19 protein-coding genes are annotated in these 19253 nt (G+C 64.3%); 14 read left to right on the forward strand and 5 right to left on the reverse strand.

The annotated features are described in order from the left end of the window. Window positions 1-112 precede the first annotated feature (112 nt). From AB3X98_RS04150 to AB3X98_RS04165, 4 genes are all read left to right on the forward strand, one after another. Complete coding sequence (locus AB3X98_RS04150; RefSeq protein ID WP_069263165.1) at window positions 113-1225, forward strand: BMP family ABC transporter substrate-binding protein; 1113 nt, start codon at window positions 113-115, stop codon at window positions 1223-1225. Window positions 1226-1251: 26 nt separating this feature from the next. Further along, a complete protein-coding gene (locus AB3X98_RS04155) occupies window positions 1252-1788 on the forward strand; it encodes a nucleoside deaminase (RefSeq protein WP_368602691.1) in 537 nt (178 codons plus the stop codon). Between the two features lie 348 nt (window positions 1789-2136). Then, window positions 2137-2904 carry a ParA family protein gene (locus AB3X98_RS04160; protein ID WP_069263168.1) on the forward strand — a complete coding sequence of 256 codons (768 nt, stop codon included), beginning with the start codon at window positions 2137-2139 and terminating at the stop codon, window positions 2902-2904. Between the two features lie 101 nt (window positions 2905-3005). After that, window positions 3006-4361 carry a tryptophan leader peptide gene (locus AB3X98_RS04165; RefSeq protein ID WP_368602690.1) on the forward strand — a complete coding sequence of 452 codons (1356 nt, stop codon included), beginning with the start codon at window positions 3006-3008 and terminating at the stop codon, window positions 4359-4361. 34 nt (window positions 4362-4395) lie between these two features. Here the strand turns inward: AB3X98_RS04165 and AB3X98_RS04170 are convergent, their stop codons facing one another. Next, window positions 4396-5157: an ABC transporter permease gene (locus AB3X98_RS04170; protein ID WP_042270119.1), complete on the reverse strand. Its 762-nt coding sequence runs from the start codon at window positions 5155-5157 to the stop codon at window positions 4396-4398. Continuing rightward, window positions 5154-6149 (reverse strand): ABC transporter ATP-binding protein, encoded by a 996-nt coding sequence (locus AB3X98_RS04175; protein ID WP_368602689.1) that lies wholly within the window; start codon window positions 6147-6149, stop codon window positions 5154-5156. The genes AB3X98_RS04170 and AB3X98_RS04175 overlap by 4 nt, the downstream gene beginning before the upstream one ends. Before the next feature lie 171 nt (window positions 6150-6320). Between AB3X98_RS04175 and AB3X98_RS04180 the strand changes: the two genes are divergently transcribed. The 8 genes from AB3X98_RS04180 to AB3X98_RS04215 all read left to right on the forward strand — a co-directional run bounded on the left by AB3X98_RS04180 (window position 6321) and on the right by AB3X98_RS04215 (window position 13276). Beyond that, window positions 6321-7070, forward strand: coding sequence for an IclR family transcriptional regulator (locus tag AB3X98_RS04180; protein WP_368602688.1), 750 nt, complete (start codon window positions 6321-6323; stop codon window positions 7068-7070). 70 nt (window positions 7071-7140) lie between these two features. Continuing rightward, a complete protein-coding gene (locus AB3X98_RS04185; protein ID WP_069263170.1) occupies window positions 7141-7896 on the forward strand; it encodes a transporter substrate-binding domain-containing protein in 756 nt (251 codons plus the stop codon). 17 nt (window positions 7897-7913) lie between these two features. Beyond that, the gene (locus AB3X98_RS04190; RefSeq protein ID WP_069263172.1) at window positions 7914-8582 is read left to right on the forward strand and encodes an amino acid ABC transporter permease; all 669 of its coding nucleotides are present in this window, start codon (window positions 7914-7916) and stop codon (window positions 8580-8582) included. Next, window positions 8579-9346 (forward strand): amino acid ABC transporter ATP-binding protein, encoded by a 768-nt coding sequence (locus AB3X98_RS04195; RefSeq protein ID WP_069263174.1) that lies wholly within the window; start codon window positions 8579-8581, stop codon window positions 9344-9346. Before AB3X98_RS04190 ends, AB3X98_RS04195 begins: the two co-directional genes overlap by 4 nt. Continuing rightward, complete coding sequence (locus tag AB3X98_RS04200) at window positions 9343-9984, forward strand: HutD family protein (RefSeq protein ID WP_368602687.1); 642 nt, start codon at window positions 9343-9345, stop codon at window positions 9982-9984. The genes AB3X98_RS04195 and AB3X98_RS04200 overlap by 4 nt, the downstream gene beginning before the upstream one ends. A gap of 31 nt (window positions 9985-10015) precedes the next feature. After that, window positions 10016-11407, forward strand: a complete 1392-nt coding sequence (locus tag AB3X98_RS04205; RefSeq protein WP_368602829.1) for a formimidoylglutamate deiminase — start codon at window positions 10016-10018, stop codon at window positions 11405-11407. Between the two features lie 27 nt (window positions 11408-11434). After that, on the forward strand, window positions 11435-12244 hold the full coding sequence (gene hutG, locus AB3X98_RS04210) for an N-formylglutamate deformylase (RefSeq protein ID WP_368602686.1): 810 nt from the start codon (window positions 11435-11437) through the stop codon (window positions 12242-12244). Between the two features lie 228 nt (window positions 12245-12472). Beyond that, window positions 12473-13276: a transporter substrate-binding domain-containing protein gene (locus AB3X98_RS04215; protein WP_069263183.1), complete on the forward strand. Its 804-nt coding sequence runs from the start codon at window positions 12473-12475 to the stop codon at window positions 13274-13276. 70 nt (window positions 13277-13346) lie between these two features. Here AB3X98_RS04215 and AB3X98_RS04220 read toward each other — a convergent pair whose 3' ends face one another. The 3 genes from AB3X98_RS04220 to AB3X98_RS04230 are packed head-to-tail and all read right to left on the reverse strand — an operon-like array spanning window position 13347 to window position 17402. Continuing rightward, window positions 13347-14669, reverse strand: a complete 1323-nt coding sequence (locus AB3X98_RS04220) for a cytochrome c (protein ID WP_368602685.1) — start codon at window positions 14667-14669, stop codon at window positions 13347-13349. 11 nt (window positions 14670-14680) lie between these two features. Further along, window positions 14681-16945, reverse strand: coding sequence for a molybdopterin cofactor-binding domain-containing protein (locus AB3X98_RS04225; protein WP_368602684.1), 2265 nt, complete (start codon window positions 16943-16945; stop codon window positions 14681-14683). Between the two features lies 1 nt (window position 16946). Continuing rightward, a complete protein-coding gene (locus AB3X98_RS04230; protein WP_133792122.1) occupies window positions 16947-17402 on the reverse strand; it encodes a (2Fe-2S)-binding protein in 456 nt (151 codons plus the stop codon). Window positions 17403-17684: 282 nt separating this feature from the next. On the opposite strand from AB3X98_RS04230, the gene AB3X98_RS04235 reads away from it, so the two are divergent. Both AB3X98_RS04235 and AB3X98_RS04240 read left to right on the forward strand, forming a co-directional pair. Continuing rightward, window positions 17685-18257, forward strand: a complete 573-nt coding sequence (locus AB3X98_RS04235) for a TetR/AcrR family transcriptional regulator (protein ID WP_069263191.1) — start codon at window positions 17685-17687, stop codon at window positions 18255-18257. A 76-nt stretch (window positions 18258-18333) separates the two neighbouring features. Continuing rightward, on the forward strand, window positions 18334-19215 hold the full coding sequence (locus AB3X98_RS04240) for an NAD(P)H-binding protein (RefSeq protein WP_368602683.1): 882 nt from the start codon (window positions 18334-18336) through the stop codon (window positions 19213-19215). Window positions 19216-19253: the final 38 nt, after the last annotated feature.

A 19253-nucleotide genomic window follows, 5' to 3' on the forward strand; every position in this document is an offset into this window, starting at 1 on the left:
GCACGTGGAGCGTTATATCGATTCCGTTATCCATCACATAATGAATCGACATTTCGGCCTCGATTTTGACTGACCACTATTTGACCTTTCCATTCCCTGTTCCGGAGACCACATGGCAACAAGATTCGCTCGCACGTCAGTGCGCTCACTGCGTCTCGTGGCTACGCTGTTCGCCACGCTCGGCGCCTGGGTCGCGTTCGGCCCCACTGCCGCCGCAGCGGCCCCGATGGGCGTCGCGTTCGTCTACCTCGGCAACCCCGGCGACGCAGGCTGGACCTACGCGCATGAGCAGGGCGTGAAGGCGATCGAAGCGAAGTTCGGCGACAAGATCAAGGTCACGCGTGTGGAGAACGTGCCCGAATCGGCCGACTCGGAGCGCGTGTTTCGCGATCTCGCGAACAAGGGCAACAAGATTATCGTAGGCTCGAGTTTTGGCTTTCAGGACTTCGAACTTAAGACCGCAAAGGATTATCCCGACGTCGTCTTCGAGCATGCGACGGGGTACAAGAAGGCCGCGAACTTCGCGACCTATGACGTGCGCACGTACCAGAGCGCATATCTGGCCGGCCTCGTTGGCGGCTATACGACGAAGACGAATACGCTCGGCTTCGTCGCCTCGGTGCCGGTGCCCGAAGTAGTGCGCAACATCAACGCCTTCACGATGGGCGCGCGTTCGGTCAATCCGAATGCGAAGGTCAAGGTCATCTGGATCAATAGCTGGTTCGATCCGGGTAAGGAGAAACAGGCCGCCGAAACGTTGATCGGCCAGGGCGCGGACGTGCTGATCCAGAACACCGATTCGACGGCGACGATGCAGACGGCAGAGCAGAAGAAAGTGCACGCGTTCGGATGGGACTCCGACATGAAGAAGTTCGGGCCGAATGCCCAGTTGGGGGCTTGCGTGAGTTACTGGGGCGTCTATTACTCTCACCTGATCGACCAGGTGCAAGCCGGCACGTGGAGCAACACGCCGACGTGGTGGGGCCTCAAGGAAAAAGCCATCGACCTCGCCGACATCAACACCGCAACCGTCTCGCCTGCCGCGCAAAAGGCGCTTGCGCAAAAGCGCGACGACATCATCGCCGGCAAATTCGATCCGTTCGCCGGCCCGATCAAGGATCAGAGCGGTGCGATCAAGGTGGCGGCGGGCACGTCGCTGCCCGACGCCGAGTTGCTGCGGCTGAACTGGTTCGTGCAGGGCGTGGACGGCGCGTTGCCGAAATGAAATTGCCCGCAAGGAGGAGACAAGCTTTGAGCTTGACCATTTCCCCACAACAGAACGCTTCTGAATTCCCCGAGCAAGGGCTCGCGCCGACGCGCGAACAGATCGTCCGCCATTTGCGGCACGCAAGCGTAGTCGCGGAACGCGCGACGCAGTTGGGCCATCACCCGTTTGGCGCCATTCTCGTCGGACCCGATCAGGAATCGGTTCTCATCGAACAGGGCAATGTCGATACCGTCAATCATGCGGAAGCCGTGCTCGCGCGCGTCGCCGCGCTCAACTTCACGCCGCAGTACTTGTGGAGTTGCACGCTCTATACGACGGTCGAGCCGTGCTGCATGTGCGCGGGCACGGCCTATTGGGCGAACATCGGGCGCGTGGTGTTCGGCATGACGGAAAAGCGGTTGCTGCAGGCCACGGGCGACCACGCGGAGAATCCGACGATGAGCGTGTCGTCGCGCTATGTTTTCGATCATTGCCAGAAGCGCGTTGACCTGATCGGGCCCGTTGCCGAGGTCGAGGAAGAAGTGATGCAGGTGCAGCGCAGGTTTTGGGAACACGCTTGAGCCAGAATTTCTGGTCGTAATCATGCGAAATTGCTCTTTAAGTCACCTGACCTATCCTTAACCTACCGGCGTCCATTTGAACAGGAGAAACGCAAATGAAAGCTCGGCGCATCTTTGCAGCCCTGTTGGCTCTATCGCTAGTGCTGGCGCTGCCAGCCACCGCAAGTTACGCATGCGACGGTACGGGTTATAACCAGCCAGGCTCTGGAAAATGAAGCGGTTATGTAATTAGCCGCGTGACTGCGCTTGCCTGGAAAACCGCCACCAAAAATCTTTTTTGCACCGCCGCATCGGGTATGCTCATCCCATCCATCTCATTGAATGAGAGAGAAAGAGGGGAGCGAAGACATGCGGCGCGTGGTGTTCAACCAGAAGGGTGGCGTAGGCAAGTCAACAATCGTTTGTAATCTCGCTGCGATCAGCGCGATTGAGGGTCGGCGTACGCTTGTCATCGACCTCGACGCGCAGTCAAATTCGAGCCAGTACCTGCTCGGCGCGGCTTGCGCCGACGCGAAGCCCAACGTCGCCGACTTCTTCGAAACCGCGCTGACCTTCAGCTTCCGGCCGGTCGAGGTCACGTCGTTCATTCATTCGTCACCCTTCGAGAATCTCGACGTGATGCCCGCGCATCCCGATCTCGACACGCTGCATGGGAAGCTCGAGTCGCGCTACAAGATCTACAAGCTGCGCGACGCGCTCAAAGAACTCGACATGTACGATGCGATCTACATCGACACGCCGCCTGCGCTGAACTTCTACACGCGCTCCGCGCTGATCGCGGTCGAGCGCTGCCTCATTCCATTCGACTGCGACGACTTCTCGCGCCGCGCACTCTATACGCTGCTCGAGAACGTGAAAGAAATTCAGCAGGACCACAATGCGGCGCTCACGGTCGAAGGCATCGTCATCAACCAGTTCCAGCCGCGCGCGAGCCTGCCGCAGAAACTCGTGGACGAACTCGTCGATGAAGGGCTGCCGGTGCTGTCGTCGCGGCTGTCTTCTTCGGTGAAGATTCGCGAATCGCATCAGCAGGCCAAGCCCGTCGTCCACCTCGATCCGGCGCACAAACTCACGCGCGAATTCGTCGCGCTCCATCAGGAATTGAGCGGGGCTTGAAAGGCAAGCGCGGACATCACCGGTTTACGCCCTCGGCGGAGTGTGCAAGTATCCCTCGCAGCGAGTCGCACCGAGACTCTTGCTCTCTTGCGAGGTTCAGAATGGACTGGAGGTTCTGGAAGGCAGAGAAGCGCCAGGAAGAGGCGCGCAACTGGCCCACCAATACGCATGAATCGATACGCCAACTCCTGAGCATGTACCAGGGCGTCGGCGCGCCGCCGTTTGCGAACTGGGCCGCGCCCGGCATCGCATTCGCACCCGAAGTCGAAGCGATCGCCCAAAATGGGGTCAAGGGCTATCAGCTCGCTCTCTGGTTCTGGCTCTTTGCCGAGAAGCACGGCACCATCGCGGCGAGAATGGCGCGCGAAACGTTCTGCCTGCTCGCCGACGCGGCGCAGCCGTCGTCGGGAGACGCGATCGATGCGCTCCTCGATCAGGAAAACCGCCTCGCGCATGCCGTCGAGACGGTTTCCGCCGAGCAGCGCGCGTTCAGGCTCGAAGGCCTGAGCGTCGAATTGCCGATGGAATTCTTTCTGGCCACCGGCACGTTGAGGCTCAGGCCCGACTCGCCTTATGCCGGGGATGAGTCCGCCTCCCTGCAAGGCAACGACTACAAGCTGGCGGACTGCTTTCGCCACGCGACCGCTGAAGCGCTGTCCGTTTTCCGCCCGATGATCCAGGCGGTCGAATTCGACGCGAAAACGCTGCCCAACTGGAAATGGAGCGCCCGGCCGGGTGCGGCCGAGCGGCATCTGCAGCGGCGCTACAGCAATCCGCTCTTTCCGCTGCACCGGCAGATGGTGACGGCCCACGACGTGCACGAGGCGCGTCTCGCCGACAACCTGGCGCTGCAGGATATTCGCAACGAACTCAATGACGTGCGCCGCGCATTCTTCGAAAAGCCGGAACTGCCGTTGAACTGGCTCGCGTACCTCGAAAGCTACCGGGACGAGGTGGACAGGCTCGATGAGCGCCGCCTCGTCGCGGGTGGGCAGAACGCGGCGCTCGGCGAAGCGATCGCGGCGCTGCGTGCCGACGTTCTGGCGCCGTGGCGCGCCGAGATTCAGAAGAATCGGCACAGCCTCGCCACGCTCGAGCAGGAGGAAGCGCGCAGGGCCGAACGGCGCTCACTGCTGTACGGCTGCGACTGGACCGCGCAATTGCTCAGTCACGGCTCGCTAATCCCGCCGGACGAAGTCGTTCCCGCTTTGCTGAGCGAATCTCCCGCGGAGTTGGAGAAGGCGGTGACCGGCCTGCAGTCGGATCCACGTCTGCACGAAACGTTGGCCCACTGCCGGGCCGTTGCGCATCGGCTCGTGAACGAGCTGCGCGCGGCAGGTCACAACTTTCCCGATATGACCGACAAGCTGCGCATTCTGGACGGCACGTTCGACGCTCCGCTGAACGGCCAGCACGAACGGCCGCTCGACGGCGCGCCGGGAGAGGTGACGGCCTGAGGCTAGAGGCGGGCACCCGGTCGATTCGCTAACGTCAGGTTTTCAGCCGGTAGCCCGTCTTGAAGATCCACGCGGTGATCGCGAGGAACAGCGCGAGAAAGGCGGCTGTCATGCCGAGACTCACGCCGACGTCGACGTCCGCGAGCCCGTAGAAGCTCCAGCGGAAACCGCTGATGAGATAGACGATCGGGTTGAAGAGCGTGATCACCTTCCACGCCGTCGGCAGCATGTCGACCGAGTAGAAGGCGCCGCCGAGGAACGTGAGCGGCGTGATGACCAGGAGCGGCACGATCTGCAGTTTCTCGAAGTTGTCCGCCCAGATGCCGATGATGAAACCGAGCAGGCTGAACGTGACCGCGGTGAGCAGCAGGAACAGCGCCATCCACACGGGATGCTGGATCTGGATCGGCACGAAGAGCGCCGCGGTCGCGAGGATGATGAGCCCGAGCACGACCGACTTCGTCGCCGCCGCGCCGACATAGCTGACCACGATTTCGAGGTAGGACACGGGCGCCGAGAGCAGCTCGTAGATCGTACCCGTGAAGCGCGGGAAGTAGATGCCGAACGACGCGTTCGAGATGCTCTGCGAGAGCAGCGACAGCATGATCAGGCCCGGCACGATGAACGCGCCGTAGCTGACACCGTTCACTTCCTTGATGCGCGAACCGATTGCAGAGCCGAATACGATGAAGTAGAGCGAAGTCGAAATGACCGGCGCGACAATGCTCTGCATCAGCGTGCGCCGCGTGCGCGCCATTTCGAACCGGTAAATGGCGCGAATTGCGTAATGGTTCATCGGGAAGTTACCTGTCCTTTGCCGTCTTCTGCGACCGAATCTGGCGTGGGCCGTGAAACGGCCGCCGGGTCTTTATGGACGAGACTCACGAAGATGTCCTCCAGTGAACTCTGGCTCGTTTTCAGGTCCGTGAATCCGATGCCGGCCTCGTTCAGATTCTTGAGCAGCGTTGTGATGATGTCGTTGCGTTCGTTTTCGCTGTCGTAGGTGTAGGTGAGTTCGGCGCCGCCGTCGGCCAGCTCCAGTCCCCACGCGGCGAGGCCGTCCGGAATCGCGCTCAGCGGGGCGTCGAGCTGCAGCGTCAGCTGTTTGCGACCGAGCTTGCGCATGAGCACGTCCTTGCGCTCGACGAGCATGATCTTCCCAGCGTTGATCACGCCGATGCGGTCGGCCATCTCCTCCGCCTCGTCGATGTAGTGCGTCGTCAGGATGATCGTTACGCCATTCGCCTTGAGCCCGCGCACGAGTTCCCACATGTCGCGGCGCAGCTCGACGTCCACACCCGCCGTCGGCTCGTCCAGAAACAGCACTTGCGGCTCGTGCGCGAGCGCCTTCGCGATCAGCACGCGCCGCTTCATGCCGCCCGAGAGCGTCATGATCTTGTTGTTCCGCTTCTCCCACAGCGAGAGGTCGCGCAGCACGCGCTCGACATACGCGGGATTGGGCGGCTTGCCGAACAGGCCGCGGCTGAACGATACGGTGGCCCAGACCGTTTCGAACGCGTCGGTCGTCAGCTCCTGAGGCACGAGGCCGATCAGCGAGCGCGCGGCACGGTAGTCGGTGAGGATATCGTGACCGGCCACGCGCACACTGCCTTCGCTCGCATTGACGATGCCGCAGACGATGCTGATCAGCGTCGTCTTGCCGGCGCCATTCGGCCCCAGCAGCGCGAAGATTTCGCCCCGTGCAATGTCGAGATTGATGTTCGTGAGCGCCCGGAGTCCCGATGCATAGACTTTCGAGAGATTCTCGATGGAGAGGATCGTTTGCATGTGCGTGACATTACCAGAAGCCGGTAAAAGACACCGCGCGGACCCACGCGGGACATCGGACATCGCCAGGGAAAACCCTCGCATGTCATTCCCATTCGTTGGGAATCGTATTTTTGATTTCCGGGAGTGACGTGGCATGCTGAGTGCATCAATTCAGCCTTCGTCATTCAGGTGAAACAGGAACCCGGTGTTACCGGCGCAGAGCGCCTGCTACTGGTGCTTTCGGCACTCGCGAGCCGCGGCAAGGCGATGTCCGCGAAGGACATGCTCGCGGCCACGGGGCTCGCGCAAAGCACACTCTACCGTCAGGTCGCGGTGCTCAAGCGCTGGGGCTTCGTGACCGAAGACGCCGGCTACTACGCGCCGGGCCCCATCAGTCTGCAGCTTGCGCTCGGCTTCGACGTCAATTCCCTGCTCGTCGAATCGAGCCGCGAAGGCATGCTGCAACTCGCACGGACCTCGCAGGAGAGTGTCGGCCTCGTCGTCGCCGTGAACGACCAGGTGGTCTGCCTCGAAATGGTCGAAAGCACGCATTCGCTGCGCTGCTCGTTCGAGAAGGGACGCGCAGTGCCGCTCAAGGCCGGGGCGTCGGCGAGGTCATTGCTCGCGTTCATGCACGAAAAGGCGCGCGGCGAGACGCTCGACCGTCTCTTCGCCGGCGACGCGCCGGGCCGCGCCGCCATGGAAGCGGAACTGGAGCAGATTCGCGCGCGCGGCTACGCGGTGAGCGAAAGCGAAGTCGACCCTGGCGTATGGGGCGTGAGTGCGCCTGTGTTCCGGCGCGTTGCACGGGGCGCGGGCGCCAACGCGTCGATCACCTTGATGGCGCCGTCGTCGCGCGTGGCGGGCCGCGAGCTGCAGCTCGCCGACTGGACCTTGCGCACCGCGCACACCATTTCCGCCCGTCTGCAAACCGATTGACCGCAACGAACGAAGCCAAAGAACGAAGCCCAAAACCGCAGCGTCCCGAGAAACCACACAGGAGTCCAACATGAAACTGCATAAACTGCTGTCCGCCACGTGCGTCGCCCTCGCCATGTTCGCGGCCGCCGCTCCCGGCACCGCGAGCGCGCAAGCGCAGAACGTCCTCCAGGTCGCGACCGATGCGACGTTCCCGCCGATGGAGTTCACGGAAAACGGTCAGCGCACCGGGTTCGACGTCGACCTGATGAACGCGCTCGCCAAGGCAATGGGCAAGCAGGTCCAGTGGACCGACATCGACTTCAAGGGGCTGATTCCGGGTCTGATCGCGCACCGCTTCGACGCCGCGATTTCCGGTATCTACATCACGCCTGAACGCAGCCAGGTGGTGGACTTCACGCAGCCGTATTTCGCGGGCGGCCTCGTCGCGCTCGTGAAGGCGGACTCGCCCATCAAGACGCTCGCCGATCTCGAGGGCAAGAAGGTCTCGGTTCAGGTCGGCACGAAGTCGGTGAACTTCTTGCGCGACAACTACCCGAAGGTCACACGCGTCGAGGTCGAGAAGAACCAGGAAATGTTCGATCTGGTCGGCATTGGCCGCGCGGATGCCGCCGTGACGGGCAAGCCCGCCGCGTATCAGTTCGCCCGCACGCGCGCAGGATTTCGCGTGCTCGACACCGAGCTGACGAAGGAAGCCTATGGCATTGCCGTGCGCAAGGACGAACCGCAGCTGCGCGATGCGCTGAACGCTGCGCTGGCGAAGATCAAGGCGGACGGCACCTACGCCCAGATCGTGAACAAGTGGTTCGGCACGGGTTCGAAGTGAACCGGCGGATCTGATCCATGCAACTCGACTTCTCTCCGGCTATCGCCGGTTGGGCCGACATCGCACACGGCGCGCTGGTCACGGTGGAAGTGACCGCCGCGGCGCTCGTGCTCAGCTGCATGCTCGGCCTCCTGATCGGCATCGGCCGGCTCGCGCCGCAACGGCGGCTCGTGTACGGCTTCTGCACGGGCTACCTCGTGTTCTTTCGCGGTACGCCGCTGCTCGTGCAGCTGTTCCTGCTGTTCTTCGGACTGCCGCAATTCAATATCCTGCTGCCGGCGTTCGTCTGCGGCATGCTCGGGCTCGGGCTCTATTCGGCCGCGTATGTCTCGGAGATCGTGCGCGGCGCGATCCAGTCCGTCGATCGCGGGCAGATGGAAGCCGCACGGTCGATCGGCATGTCGTCGGCGCAGGCCATGCGCGCGATCATCCTGCCGCAGGCCGTGGTGCGCATGATTCCGCCGCTCGGCAACGAATTCATCGCGCTCATCAAGAATTCCGCGCTGGTCTCGCTGCTGACGATCGACGACCTGATGCATGAAGGCCAGAAGATCATCAGCGTTTCGTATCGCTCGCTGGAGGTGTATCTCGTGATCGCGCTCGTTTATCTCGTGCTGACACAGACGACCAACTATGCGCTGCATCGCGTCGAGCGCCGCCTGCGCGCGGGAGGGATGGTGCAATGAGCGCGCAACTGAATCCGATCGTCAGCATTCGCGGACTCAAGAAGTCGTTTGGTTCGCACCTCGTGCTCAACGGCATCGACTTCGATATTCAGCCGCAACAAGTCGTCGTGGTGATCGGCCCGAGCGGTTCGGGCAAGAGCACGTTTCTGCGCTGCTGCAATGGCCTCGAGCAGCCCGAGGGCGGCACCGTCGATATCTGCGGTCATCGACTCGTGGAAAACGGCGCGATGCTCAAGGACCGCGCGCTCAATGCGCTGCGTACCGAAGTCGGCATGGTGTTCCAGTCGTTCAACCTGTTTCCGCACCTCTCGGTGCTGCACAACATCACGGTTGGGCCGCGCATGTTGCGCGGGGCATCGAAGGCGCAGGCCGAATCCGCCGCGCTTGCGCTGCTCGAGAAAGTCGGGCTCGCGCATAAGGCGCATGTGATGCCGGCGAGCCTTTCCGGTGGCCAGAAGCAGCGTGTCGCCATTGCGCGGGCGCTCGCCATGCAGCCCCGCGTGATGTTGTTCGACGAGCCGACTTCCGCGCTCGACCCTGAGCTGGTTGGCGAGGTGCTGCAGGTCATGAAGCTGCTGGCTTCCGAGGGCATGACGATGGTGGTCGTCACGCACGAAATGGGCTTCGCGAAGGAAGTGGCCGACGTCGTGGTGGTGATGGACGGCGGCGAGATCGTCGAGGCGGGGCCGCCTTCGACGATCTTCACCGCGCCGGCACAGCCGCGCACGCGCAGTTTTCTGCAAGCGGTGTTGTCGCGCACATGAACCGGTCGTCCGCACCCGAAGGCTGCGCAGGTGCAAAGGTGACGCTGCTGCGCGGCGTCGAACTTGTGCCCGCGCCCTGGAAAAACGGCGGCGGCGTGACGCGCGAAATCGCGACGGGTTGCGCAACGGGCGCGCTGCCCGATGGGTTCGCTTGGCGCGCGAGTCTCGCGGATATCGCGCAAGCCGGGCCGTTTTCGTGCTTCGAGGGCATAGACCGCACGCTCGTGTTGATCGACGGTGCCGCCTTGCAGTTGAACGAGGCGCGCGCAGGAGAACAAGAGCCTCATGCCACGCATACGCTGGAACGCGCGCTGGACATCGCCCGCTTTGCCGGTGAAGCCGCAATCGATGCACGGATCGCCGCTGGCCCCGTGCGCGTGTTCAACCTGATGGTGCGCCGCGAGGCCGCGCGCGGCGCGCTCGAAGTGTGGCGCGAGGCAACGCGGCGCAGCGTGCATGCGCAGACCGTGTTGCTGCATGCCGTGCAACGTCAGGCCGAGGTGAGCGTGGCGGGCGAGGGCTTCATCGCGCTCGCGCCCGGCGACACGTTGCGCGTGGACGCGGAGCAAACCGTGGAGCTCGAAACGTGCGGCGAAGGCGCGCTGCTGGTTGTCATACTCGATATCGCGCAAGCCTGATTTCATGAGCACCCTGAACCCTCCGCTTTCCATGACTAACGCGCTTTTCGCGGAACATGCGTATTTGCCCGGCGGTTGGCACCGCAATGTGCTGCTCGAATGGGACGCCACGGGCACGCTGCGCGGCGTGACGCCCGACCACGCGCAAGCGCCTCGAGGCGTCGCGCGTGCGCCGGGCCCGATCATACCTGGCATGCCTAATCTTCATTCGCATGCGTTCCAGCGCGCGATGGCCGGCCTCACCGAATATCGCGCGAATCCCACCGACAGCTTCTGGAGCTGGCGCGACCTGATGTACCGCTTTGCGGCGCGCATCATGCCCGACGATCTTGCCGCGGTCGCGAGCTGGCTCTACGTGGAAATGCTCAAGGCGGGCTACACGTCCGTCTGCGAGTTTCACTATGTGCATCACGCGCAGGACGGCCAGCATTATGCGAGCCCCGCCGAACTGGCGCAGCGTGTGGTGGACGCAGCGAGCGTGACCGGCATCGGCATGACCATGCTGCCCGTGCTCTATCAGTACAGCGGCTTCGGCGCGCAAGCGCCGCACGACGATCAGCGGCGCTTCATCAACACGCCCGACCAGTTGCTCGGCATCGTCGAGGCGCTGCGTGCGTGGCGCCCGGAGCACGGCGCGTTGCGCTATGGCGTTGCGCCGCATTCGCTGCGCGCGGTTTCGCCGGACTCGTTGCGTGCGCTGCTGGAAGGCCTGGACCACGCGCTTCCTCACGCGCCCGTGCATATTCACATCGCCGAGCAGAAGGCGGAAGTCGAGGCTTGCCTTGCAACCGAGGGCACGCGGCCCGTGCAATGGCTGCTCGATCGCTTCGATGTGAACGCGCGCTGGTGCCTTGTCCATGCGACGCATATCGATGCGCGGGAGACCGCCGCGCTCGCACAAAGCGGCGCGATTGCGGGCCTGTGCCTCACGACCGAAGCGAATCTCGGCGATGGTATTTTCCCTGCGCGCGAGTATCTCGATGCGGGCGGCGCGTTCGGCATCGGCTCGGACAGCCATATCGGCGTGGACTGGCGCGCCGAATTGCGCTTGCTCGAATACGGTCAGCGGCTCACGCGGCGCGAACGCAACGTGCTCGCGTCGCCAGAGACCGCGCAGGTGGCCGACCGTCTTGTCGACGCGGCGCTCGCGGGCGGCGCGCGCGCGACGGGGCGCGCGGTGGGCGCGCTGCAGGAGGGCGCCCGCGCGGACTGGCTCGTGCTCGACGCGCAGCATCCGAACCTCGCGCAGCAGACGTCGCAAAGCTGGCTATCGTCAGTGGTGTTCTGCGAGCACGGCGAGACGCCGGTGCGCGACGTCTATGTGGGCGGCGAGCAGGTCGTCGCCCAGCGCCGCCACCGAGACGAAACGCGCCTGTACGCCGATTATCGTAGGGCGTTGAACCATCTCCTTGCCGGCGCGTAAGTGCGCGGCCAACCGAACGGAGCTCCCATGACCGACCTCTTTACGCTCGAACGCGGCACGGCGCCGCTGCTGATCTCGATTCCCCACCTCGGCACCCAGGTTCCCGAGACGCTGCGCGACGCGTATACGGACATCGCGCTCACGGTCGCCGATACCGACTGGCATCTCGACCGGCTCTATGCGTTTGCGAAGTCGCTGGGCGCGACGATACTCGGTGCGCGGGTGTCGCGCTATGTGATCGACCTGAACCGGCCGCCCAACGACGAAAGCCTGTATCCAGGGCAGACGACGACTTCGCTGTGCCCGACCGAAACGTTCCGCGGCGAGGCGCTCTATCGCGAGGGCCGCGCGCCTGATGCGCACGAGCGGCAACGCCGCGTCGGCACCTACTGGCAGCCGTATCACGACGCGCTGCGCGCCGAGCTGCAGCGCCTGCGCGCGCAGCACGCCAACGTGCTGCTGTGGGAGGCGCACTCGATTGCGAGCGTGCTGCCGCGGCTATTCGACGGCAAGCTGCCCGATCTGAACATCGGCACGCAGGACGGGCGCACGGCGGCAGCGCCGGTGCAGGCGGCGGTCGAGCGCGCGGCGGCCGCGAGCGACTTCACGTGGATCGCGAATGGCCGCTTCAAGGGCGGCTACAACACGCGTCACTACGGCGCGCCGCAGGACGGCGTGCATGCGGTGCAACTCGAAATGTGCCAGTCGACGTACATGAGCGAGGCTGCGCCGTTCGACTACGTGCCGTCGCTAGCGCAGAAGGTCGAGCCGGTGGTGAGCGCGATGGTGAGCGGCGCGTTCGAGGCCGTGAAGGCGATGAACGCTGCTGCAGGCTGATTGCGCCGCGCGTGAGCGCGCTATTAAGCGAATCCCTACATTTCAGAAAGCCGCGGATCTCAAAGGCGATGTGCCCCGTTCCGCACCCCGCCCAGCGCGGGAAAGTACTCAGTTGCGCGGGCTACGAACGCGCTGCCGATCGTAGTATTCTCTAGCGACGCGGCCTCGGGGGGCGCTGATGTGCCATCGCGAAGCAGTCCAGACATCCACATAAAGAGGAGAGGTTGAATGAAGTTGAAGAAGCTCCTGTTCACAAGCGCGCTAGCCGTATCGGCACTCGGATTTACCGCCGTTTCCGCCCATGCGGAAGATCTGCTGGATTCGGTCAAACAGGCCGGGGTGCTCAAGATCGGTCTGGAAGGCACCTATCCCCCGTTCGATTCCCGTGACAGCAAGGGCGACCTCGTCGGCTTCGACGTGGACGTCGCGAAGGCCGTGGCGGCCAAGCTCGGGGTCAAGCCCGAGTTCATTCCCACCGAGTGGAGCGGCATTATCGCCGCGCTGCAGGCCGGCAAGTTCGACGTGATCGTCAATCAGGTGACCATTACGCCGCAACGTCAGCAGGCGCTCGACTTCAGCCAGCCCTACACGTACTCGGCCGCGCAGCTGATCCAGCGCTCCGACGACAAACGCGAATTCAAGACGCTCGACGAATTCAAGGGCGACAAGAAGCTCGGCGTGACGCTCGGCACCAACTATGACCAGATGGCGCGCGCCGTGCAGGGCATCAACGTGCAGACGTATCCCGGCGCGCCCGAGAAGCTGCGCGACCTGGCCGCGAAGCGCATCGACGCGACGATGGACGATCGCCTGATGCTGCCGTACATCATCAAGACGTCGAATCTGCCGCTGCGTCCGGGCGCCGTGTTGCCGGGCGCCGATCAGCAAATGGCCATTCCGTTCCGCAAGGGCAATCCGAAGTTCGAGAAGGCGATCAACGACGCGCTCACCTCGCTCAAGCAGGACGGCACGCTCAAGAAGATCTCCATGCAGTGGTTCGGTCAGGACGTGACGCAACCGCTCGCTCACTAACGCTACAGTCGTTTCACGACAATCGCGCCGGCCGCAATCATGGCCGGCGCGATCGCTTCAACACTCCCTCCTACCGCGCCGCCTGCGTCCTCGTGCGCATCTTCGCGACCTCTGCCGCGCCCACCGCGCCTGCCTTGTTGTTCCAGCCCGCACGAACGAACGTGAGCACATCGGCGATCTGCTTGTCGCTTAGGACATCTGCATAAGCGGGCATGGGGTACGGCGCGGGCATGCCCTGGATCACGAGATCCCCGGTGCCGTTGAGCGTGACGTTGATGAGCGACGACGCGTCCTTCTCCAGCACGTTCGGATTGCCCGCGAGCGGCGCGAACATCGGCGCGAAGCCGCGCCCGTCGGCGCCGTGGCAATGCATGCAATACGCCGTATAGACGCGCGCGCCCGCATCGTTCGCCGGACGCGAGAGCGACACTTTCGTCGCCTGCGCGTCATAGGCGTAGGCCTCTCCGCCGTCGTCGCCCTTCGCCGGCAGCGACTTCAGGTAGACGGCGATCGCGTTGACGTCCGCGTCGTTCATGCTCTGGGTGCTCTTGTTGATCACGTCGGTCATCGAGCCGAACGCCGAGGCGTGCTGGTTCGCGCCCGTCTTCAGGAACTGCGCGAGGTCCGCTACGCTCCAGCGCCCGAGGCCCGTGTTGTGCGCGCCGGTCAGGTTCGAGGCGAACCAGCCGTCGAGCAGGGCGCCCGTGAGCCAGGCGTCGCCGCTTTCGTCGAGCGCTTTCTCGTTGAAGCCGATGCCGCGCGGCGTGTGGCACGAGCCGCAATGGCCGAGACCCTGCACGAGGTACGCGCCGCGGTTCCATGCCACGTCCTTGCCCGCTTTGTCCTGGTACGCGCCCTTCTCGAGGAAGACGGCGTTCCAGATCTTGAGCGGCCAGCGCATGTTCATCGGCCACTTGATGTCGGCGTCGCGGTTGCTCTGCTTGACCGGTTGCACGCCATGCATGAAGTATGCGTAGAGCGCGGCGACGTCCTCGTCGCGCACCTTCGCATACGAGGGATAAGGCATCGCCGGATAGAGGTTGTGGCCGTCCTTGGCGACGCCCTCGCGCATGGCGCGCGCGAAGTCCGCTTGCGTGTAGCCGCCGATTCCGGTGTCCGGGTCGGGCGTGATGTTGGTCGAGTAGATGCGCCCGAGCGGCGTGTTCATCGGCAGGCCGCCTGCAAACGGCTTGCCGTGCGGCGCCGTGTGGCACGCTGCGCAGTCGCCCACGGCGGCGAGGTAGGCGCCGCGCTGGATCGTGGCGGCGTCCGCAGCGCCCGCCGCGAGGGCGGGGCGCGCAGTCACGCACGCGAATGCTGCTAGCGCGAGCGTGGCACCGGCAATGCGGCGCAAGCCGCGGGCTCGTTGGGATGCGTCAATCGTTTTCGTCATGGTTCGCTCCCTCAAGCCGAGTGCGCGGACGCGCCCGCGTTCACGAGCTGGCGGCCCACTGGCAAGTGGCGCAGACGCTTTCCGGTCGCCGCGTAGATCGCATTCGCCACGGCCGGTATGACTGCCGAGGTCCCGGGTTCGCCGATCCCGCCGGGCGCTTCGGCGCTCTTCACGAGATGCACTTCGATCACCGGTGTCTGGTCGATGCGCATGATCCGGTAGTCGGTGAAATTGGTTTGCGTGACGCGTCCGCGCTCGATCGTGATCTCGCCCCACAGCGCCGCCGTGATACCGAACACGATGCCGCCCTGGATCTGCGCCTCGATGGTCTCGGGATTCACGGCCATGCCGCAATCCACGGCGCAGACCACGCGGTTTACACGCACCTCACCGTCGTCCACCGTGACGTCCGCCACCATGCTGAGGAAACTGCCGAACGCGTGCATCACCGAAACGCCGCGTCCCTGGCCCTTCGGCATGGGTGGTCCCCAGTTCGCGGCGCGCGTGGCCACGTCGAGCACGTTGAGCGCGCGCGGCGACTTGCCGAGCAGGTTGCGGCGGTAGGTGACCGGATCGGTTTTCGCGGCCACGGCCAGTTCGTCGACGAAGCTCTCCACCACGAACGTGCCACGCGTGGGCCCCACGCCGCGCCAGAACGCAGTGGGCACCGCGTGCGGTTCCTGGCGCACGTATTCGATCAGCTGATTCGGCAGGTCGTAGGGCAGGTCGGCGGCGACTTCGACGGCGTCGGGGTCGACGCCGTGCTGGAACGCGGGGGGCGCAAAGCGCGCCATGATCGAGGAGCCCGCGATGCGATGCTGCCAGGCCACGGGCTTGCCGTTCGCGTCGAGTCCGGCCGAGAGACGGTCGTAGTAATACGGCCGGTACATGTCGTGCTGGATATCTTCTTCGCGCGTATAGAAGACCTTGACCGGCACACCGACCTGTTTGGCGATCTTGACGGCCTGGGTAATGAAATCGGTTTCGAGTCGCCGCCCGAAGCCGCCGCCAAGCAGGTGATTGTGCAGCGTGACCTGCTCGGGCTTCAGACCCGTGACGGCCACGGCCGCATCCACGGCGCGCGTGGGCACCTGGCTGCCCACCCAGATTTCGCAGCTATCGGGTTGTACGTGGACCGTGCAGTTGACCGGCTCCATCGTTGCGTGTGCAAGGAAGGGCTGCTGATAGACGGCGTCGATGCGCGTTTTTGCGGTGCCGAACCCCTGCTGCACGTCGCCGTCCTTGCGCGCGACGGCGCCTTCGCGTTGCGAGGCGCTCGCGAGATCGGCGACGATCTGCTGCATCGAAACGGTCGCGCCCGCGCCTTCGTTCCACTCGACGACGAGCGCCGCAGCGCCTCGTTTCGCGGCCCAGGTGTGCGCGCCGATCACGGCCACGGCGTTGTCGATCTTCACGACCTGCTTGACGCCGGGAACCTGCTTCGCGTGCGTGTCGTCGACCTTCGCGAGCGTGCCGCCGAACACAGGACAGTTCACGATGGCCGCGTAGACCATGTCGGGCAGGCGCACGTCGAGGCCGAAAAGCGCCGAGCCGTCCACCTTCTCCGGCGAGTCGAGGCGCTTTGTGGGCTTGCCGACCAGCGTGAAGTCTTTCGGCTCCTTGAGCGCGACCTTCTGCGGTACGGGCAGATGAGCGGCCGCATCGACGAGCTGGCCATAGGCGATGCGCCGCCCGCTCGCGTCGTGCAGCACCTCGCCCGCTTTGGCGTGGCAGGCGGCCGGATCGACTTGCCACTGCTGCGCCGCCGCCTGGATCAGAACGGTGCGCGCGGCGGCGCCCGCTTCGCGCATGGGCTGCCAGGCAAAGCGAATCGACGTCGAGCCGCCCGTGAGCTGGCCGCCCAGCAGCGGATCGGTGAAGAGCTTCGCGTTGGGCGGCGCGTGATCGATCGTGACGCTATCGAGCGGCACTTCGAGTTCTTCCGCGATCAGCATCGGAATCGAGGTGTACACGCCTTGCCCCATCTCCACCTTCGGGACGATGAGCGTGACCTTGCCCGAGCGGTCGATCTGCACGAAGGCGTTCGGCTCGAACACGCCGTCTTGCGGGGCTTCGTTGCCGTCGCCGCCTACGACCGATCGACGCGTCTGGCTGTCGCCCTGCGCGCCGGCAGAAAAGCTGATGCCGAGCAGCAGGCCGCCGCCCGCCGCCGCGCCTAGCTTGAGAAACGTGCGTCGCGAGAGTGGGCCGCTTGCGGTGACATGAAGCTTGCGTTCCGGCGCGCCGTTTTGCGCATCGAGGAGACCTTGTGACATCTCAGGCCTCCTTCGCGGCTTGCTTGATGGCCGCGCGAATGCGCGCATAGGTGCCACAGCGGCAGATGTTGCCCGCCATGGCGGCGTCGATATCCGCGTCGCTCGGGTTCGGATTCGCGGCGATGAGCGCTGTCGCCGACATCACCTGCCCCGATTGACAGTAGCCGCACTGCACGACGTCGATCTCGCGCCAGGCCTTCTGCACCTTCTGTCCGGCGGGGGTGGCGCCGATCGCCTCGATGGTGGTGATCTTGCGGCCCGCAACGGCCGCGACGGGCAGCACGCACGAGCGCGCGGCCTCACCGTCGAGATGCACCGTGCATGCGCCGCACTGCGCAATACCGCAGCCGAACTTCGTGCCGGTGAGGCCGACGATGTCGCGCAGGACCCAGAGCAGCGGCATGTCGGGCGGCGCGTCGACCGTATGAGTTTCTCCGTTGATTGTCAACGTCGTCATGGAGGGGGCTCTCCGAGAGTGGGGATTTGTCGTTCTTGATCGTGCAATCGAAGCGTCCGCGCGCTGGCTGTTTCGCCTCTGCTGCCTAATGAGCCAGCCAAAGCGATGGCCAGTGGGCGCGGCCTTTCGACAACCGCACGAGTGTAGCGCCGCCGTTAAATACGTGCAGAAATCGGTCCGTGTGGCTGCCCTGCGATGTTCGCGTCGCCAAAACGCGCCTTGACTTCCATTTAGATGATGACTACCATCTAAACAACATCGAAGCACGGAGCGCGGGTCATCATGAGGAAGTCGAAGGTAGAAACGGCGCAGACGCGGGAGCGCATCGTGGAAGTCGCCGCTGGGGCATTCAGGGCGAATGGCATCCATGCAACGGGACTCGCCGACGTAATGGCCGCCGCCGGACTTTCGCATGGCGGCTTTTACCGCCATTTCGAGTCGAAGGACCAACTGGTTGCCGAGGCGTGCGAAGTGGGGCTGGCCGGCATCGTCGAGAACCTCGTCGCCGCTGCGGATGGGGCCACGGGCGAGGACGCGTTCCGCGCTGTCGTGGACGCGTACATGTCCACCGGTCATCGCGACGCGCGAGCGAACGGTTGCCCGCTTGCCGGCATGGGCAGCGAGCTGGCGCGCGCGGACGACGCGACGCGCGCGGCGGCGTCGCGCGGGTTCGACGCGCTGGTGGACATGCTGGCGGCGCGCATGGCGACACCGGAGGAAGAGGCAGACCGCTCGCAGGCCGTTTTCGCACTCGCGGCCATGATCGGCGCGCTGACCATGGCGCGCATCATCCCCGATCCGGACGCTTCTGCGTCGCTGCTGGAAGACGTCAGGCAACACATCGAATCGATCTGAACGAAAGCTGTCGCCAGAGACTGGCGATTTTATTTGCTTACCTATGTGCATATGCACTTTCGGCGGAGAACTCATCATGCAACAGCGTAAATTTCTGATTACCGGCGCCACGGGCAAAACCGGCGTGCACGTGGTCAATAACCTGCTCGAAGCCGGACACGCGGTTCGCGCAATGGTCCGTGCGGAAGACGCGCGCAGTGCCTCGCTGCGCGCCGCCGGCGCCGAAGTCGTGGTGGGCGATCTGCTCGATCACGACGACCTGATTCGCGCCACCTCGGGCGTGACGGGCGCTTACCTGTGCTATCCCGTCAGTCCCGGGTTCATTCAGGGCACCGCGTATTTCGCGGACGCCGCGCGCCGCGCCGGTCTCGAAGTCGTCGTGGAAATGTCGCAGATCTCCGCCCGCGAGAACGCGAAGAGCCACGCCGCGCGCGATCACTGGATCGCCGAGCGCGTGCTCGACTGGTCAGGGGTGCCGACCATTCATGTTCGCCCGACCTTCTTTTCCGAATGGCTGATTTTCCCGTGGGTGCGCGACACCATCGTCAACGAAGGACTGATCACGCTGCCTTACGGAGCGGGACGCCACGCGCCGATCGCCGCCGTTGATCAGGCGCGCTTCATCGCCACGGTGCTCGCGCAGCCGTCGGGCCATATTGGCAAGCGCTACGAGCTTTGCGGGCCGGTCGAACTCGACCACCATGGCATTGCCGACGAGATCGGCAAGGTCATCGACCGGAAGATCGTTTATCGCCCGGGCACGCTCGACGAATATCGCGCACATTTGCAGAAGTACGACCTTCCCGAGTTTGCGATCCAGCATTTCATCGAAGTCGCCGTCGATTACCAGAACGGCGTGTTCAAGGGTACCGACAGCATCATCGAGCAAGTGACCGGAAAAGCGCCGCAGACGGTCGAGACGTTCATTCGCGCCCACCGCGAGCGCTTCCCGGCCTGATTTCAAACTATCACTGTCCATGACTCATTCTTTTGGAG

The organism is Paraburkholderia sp. BR14312 (assembly GCF_040948675.1).
GTDB lineage: Bacteria > Pseudomonadota > Gammaproteobacteria > Burkholderiales > Burkholderiaceae > Paraburkholderia > Paraburkholderia nodosa_A.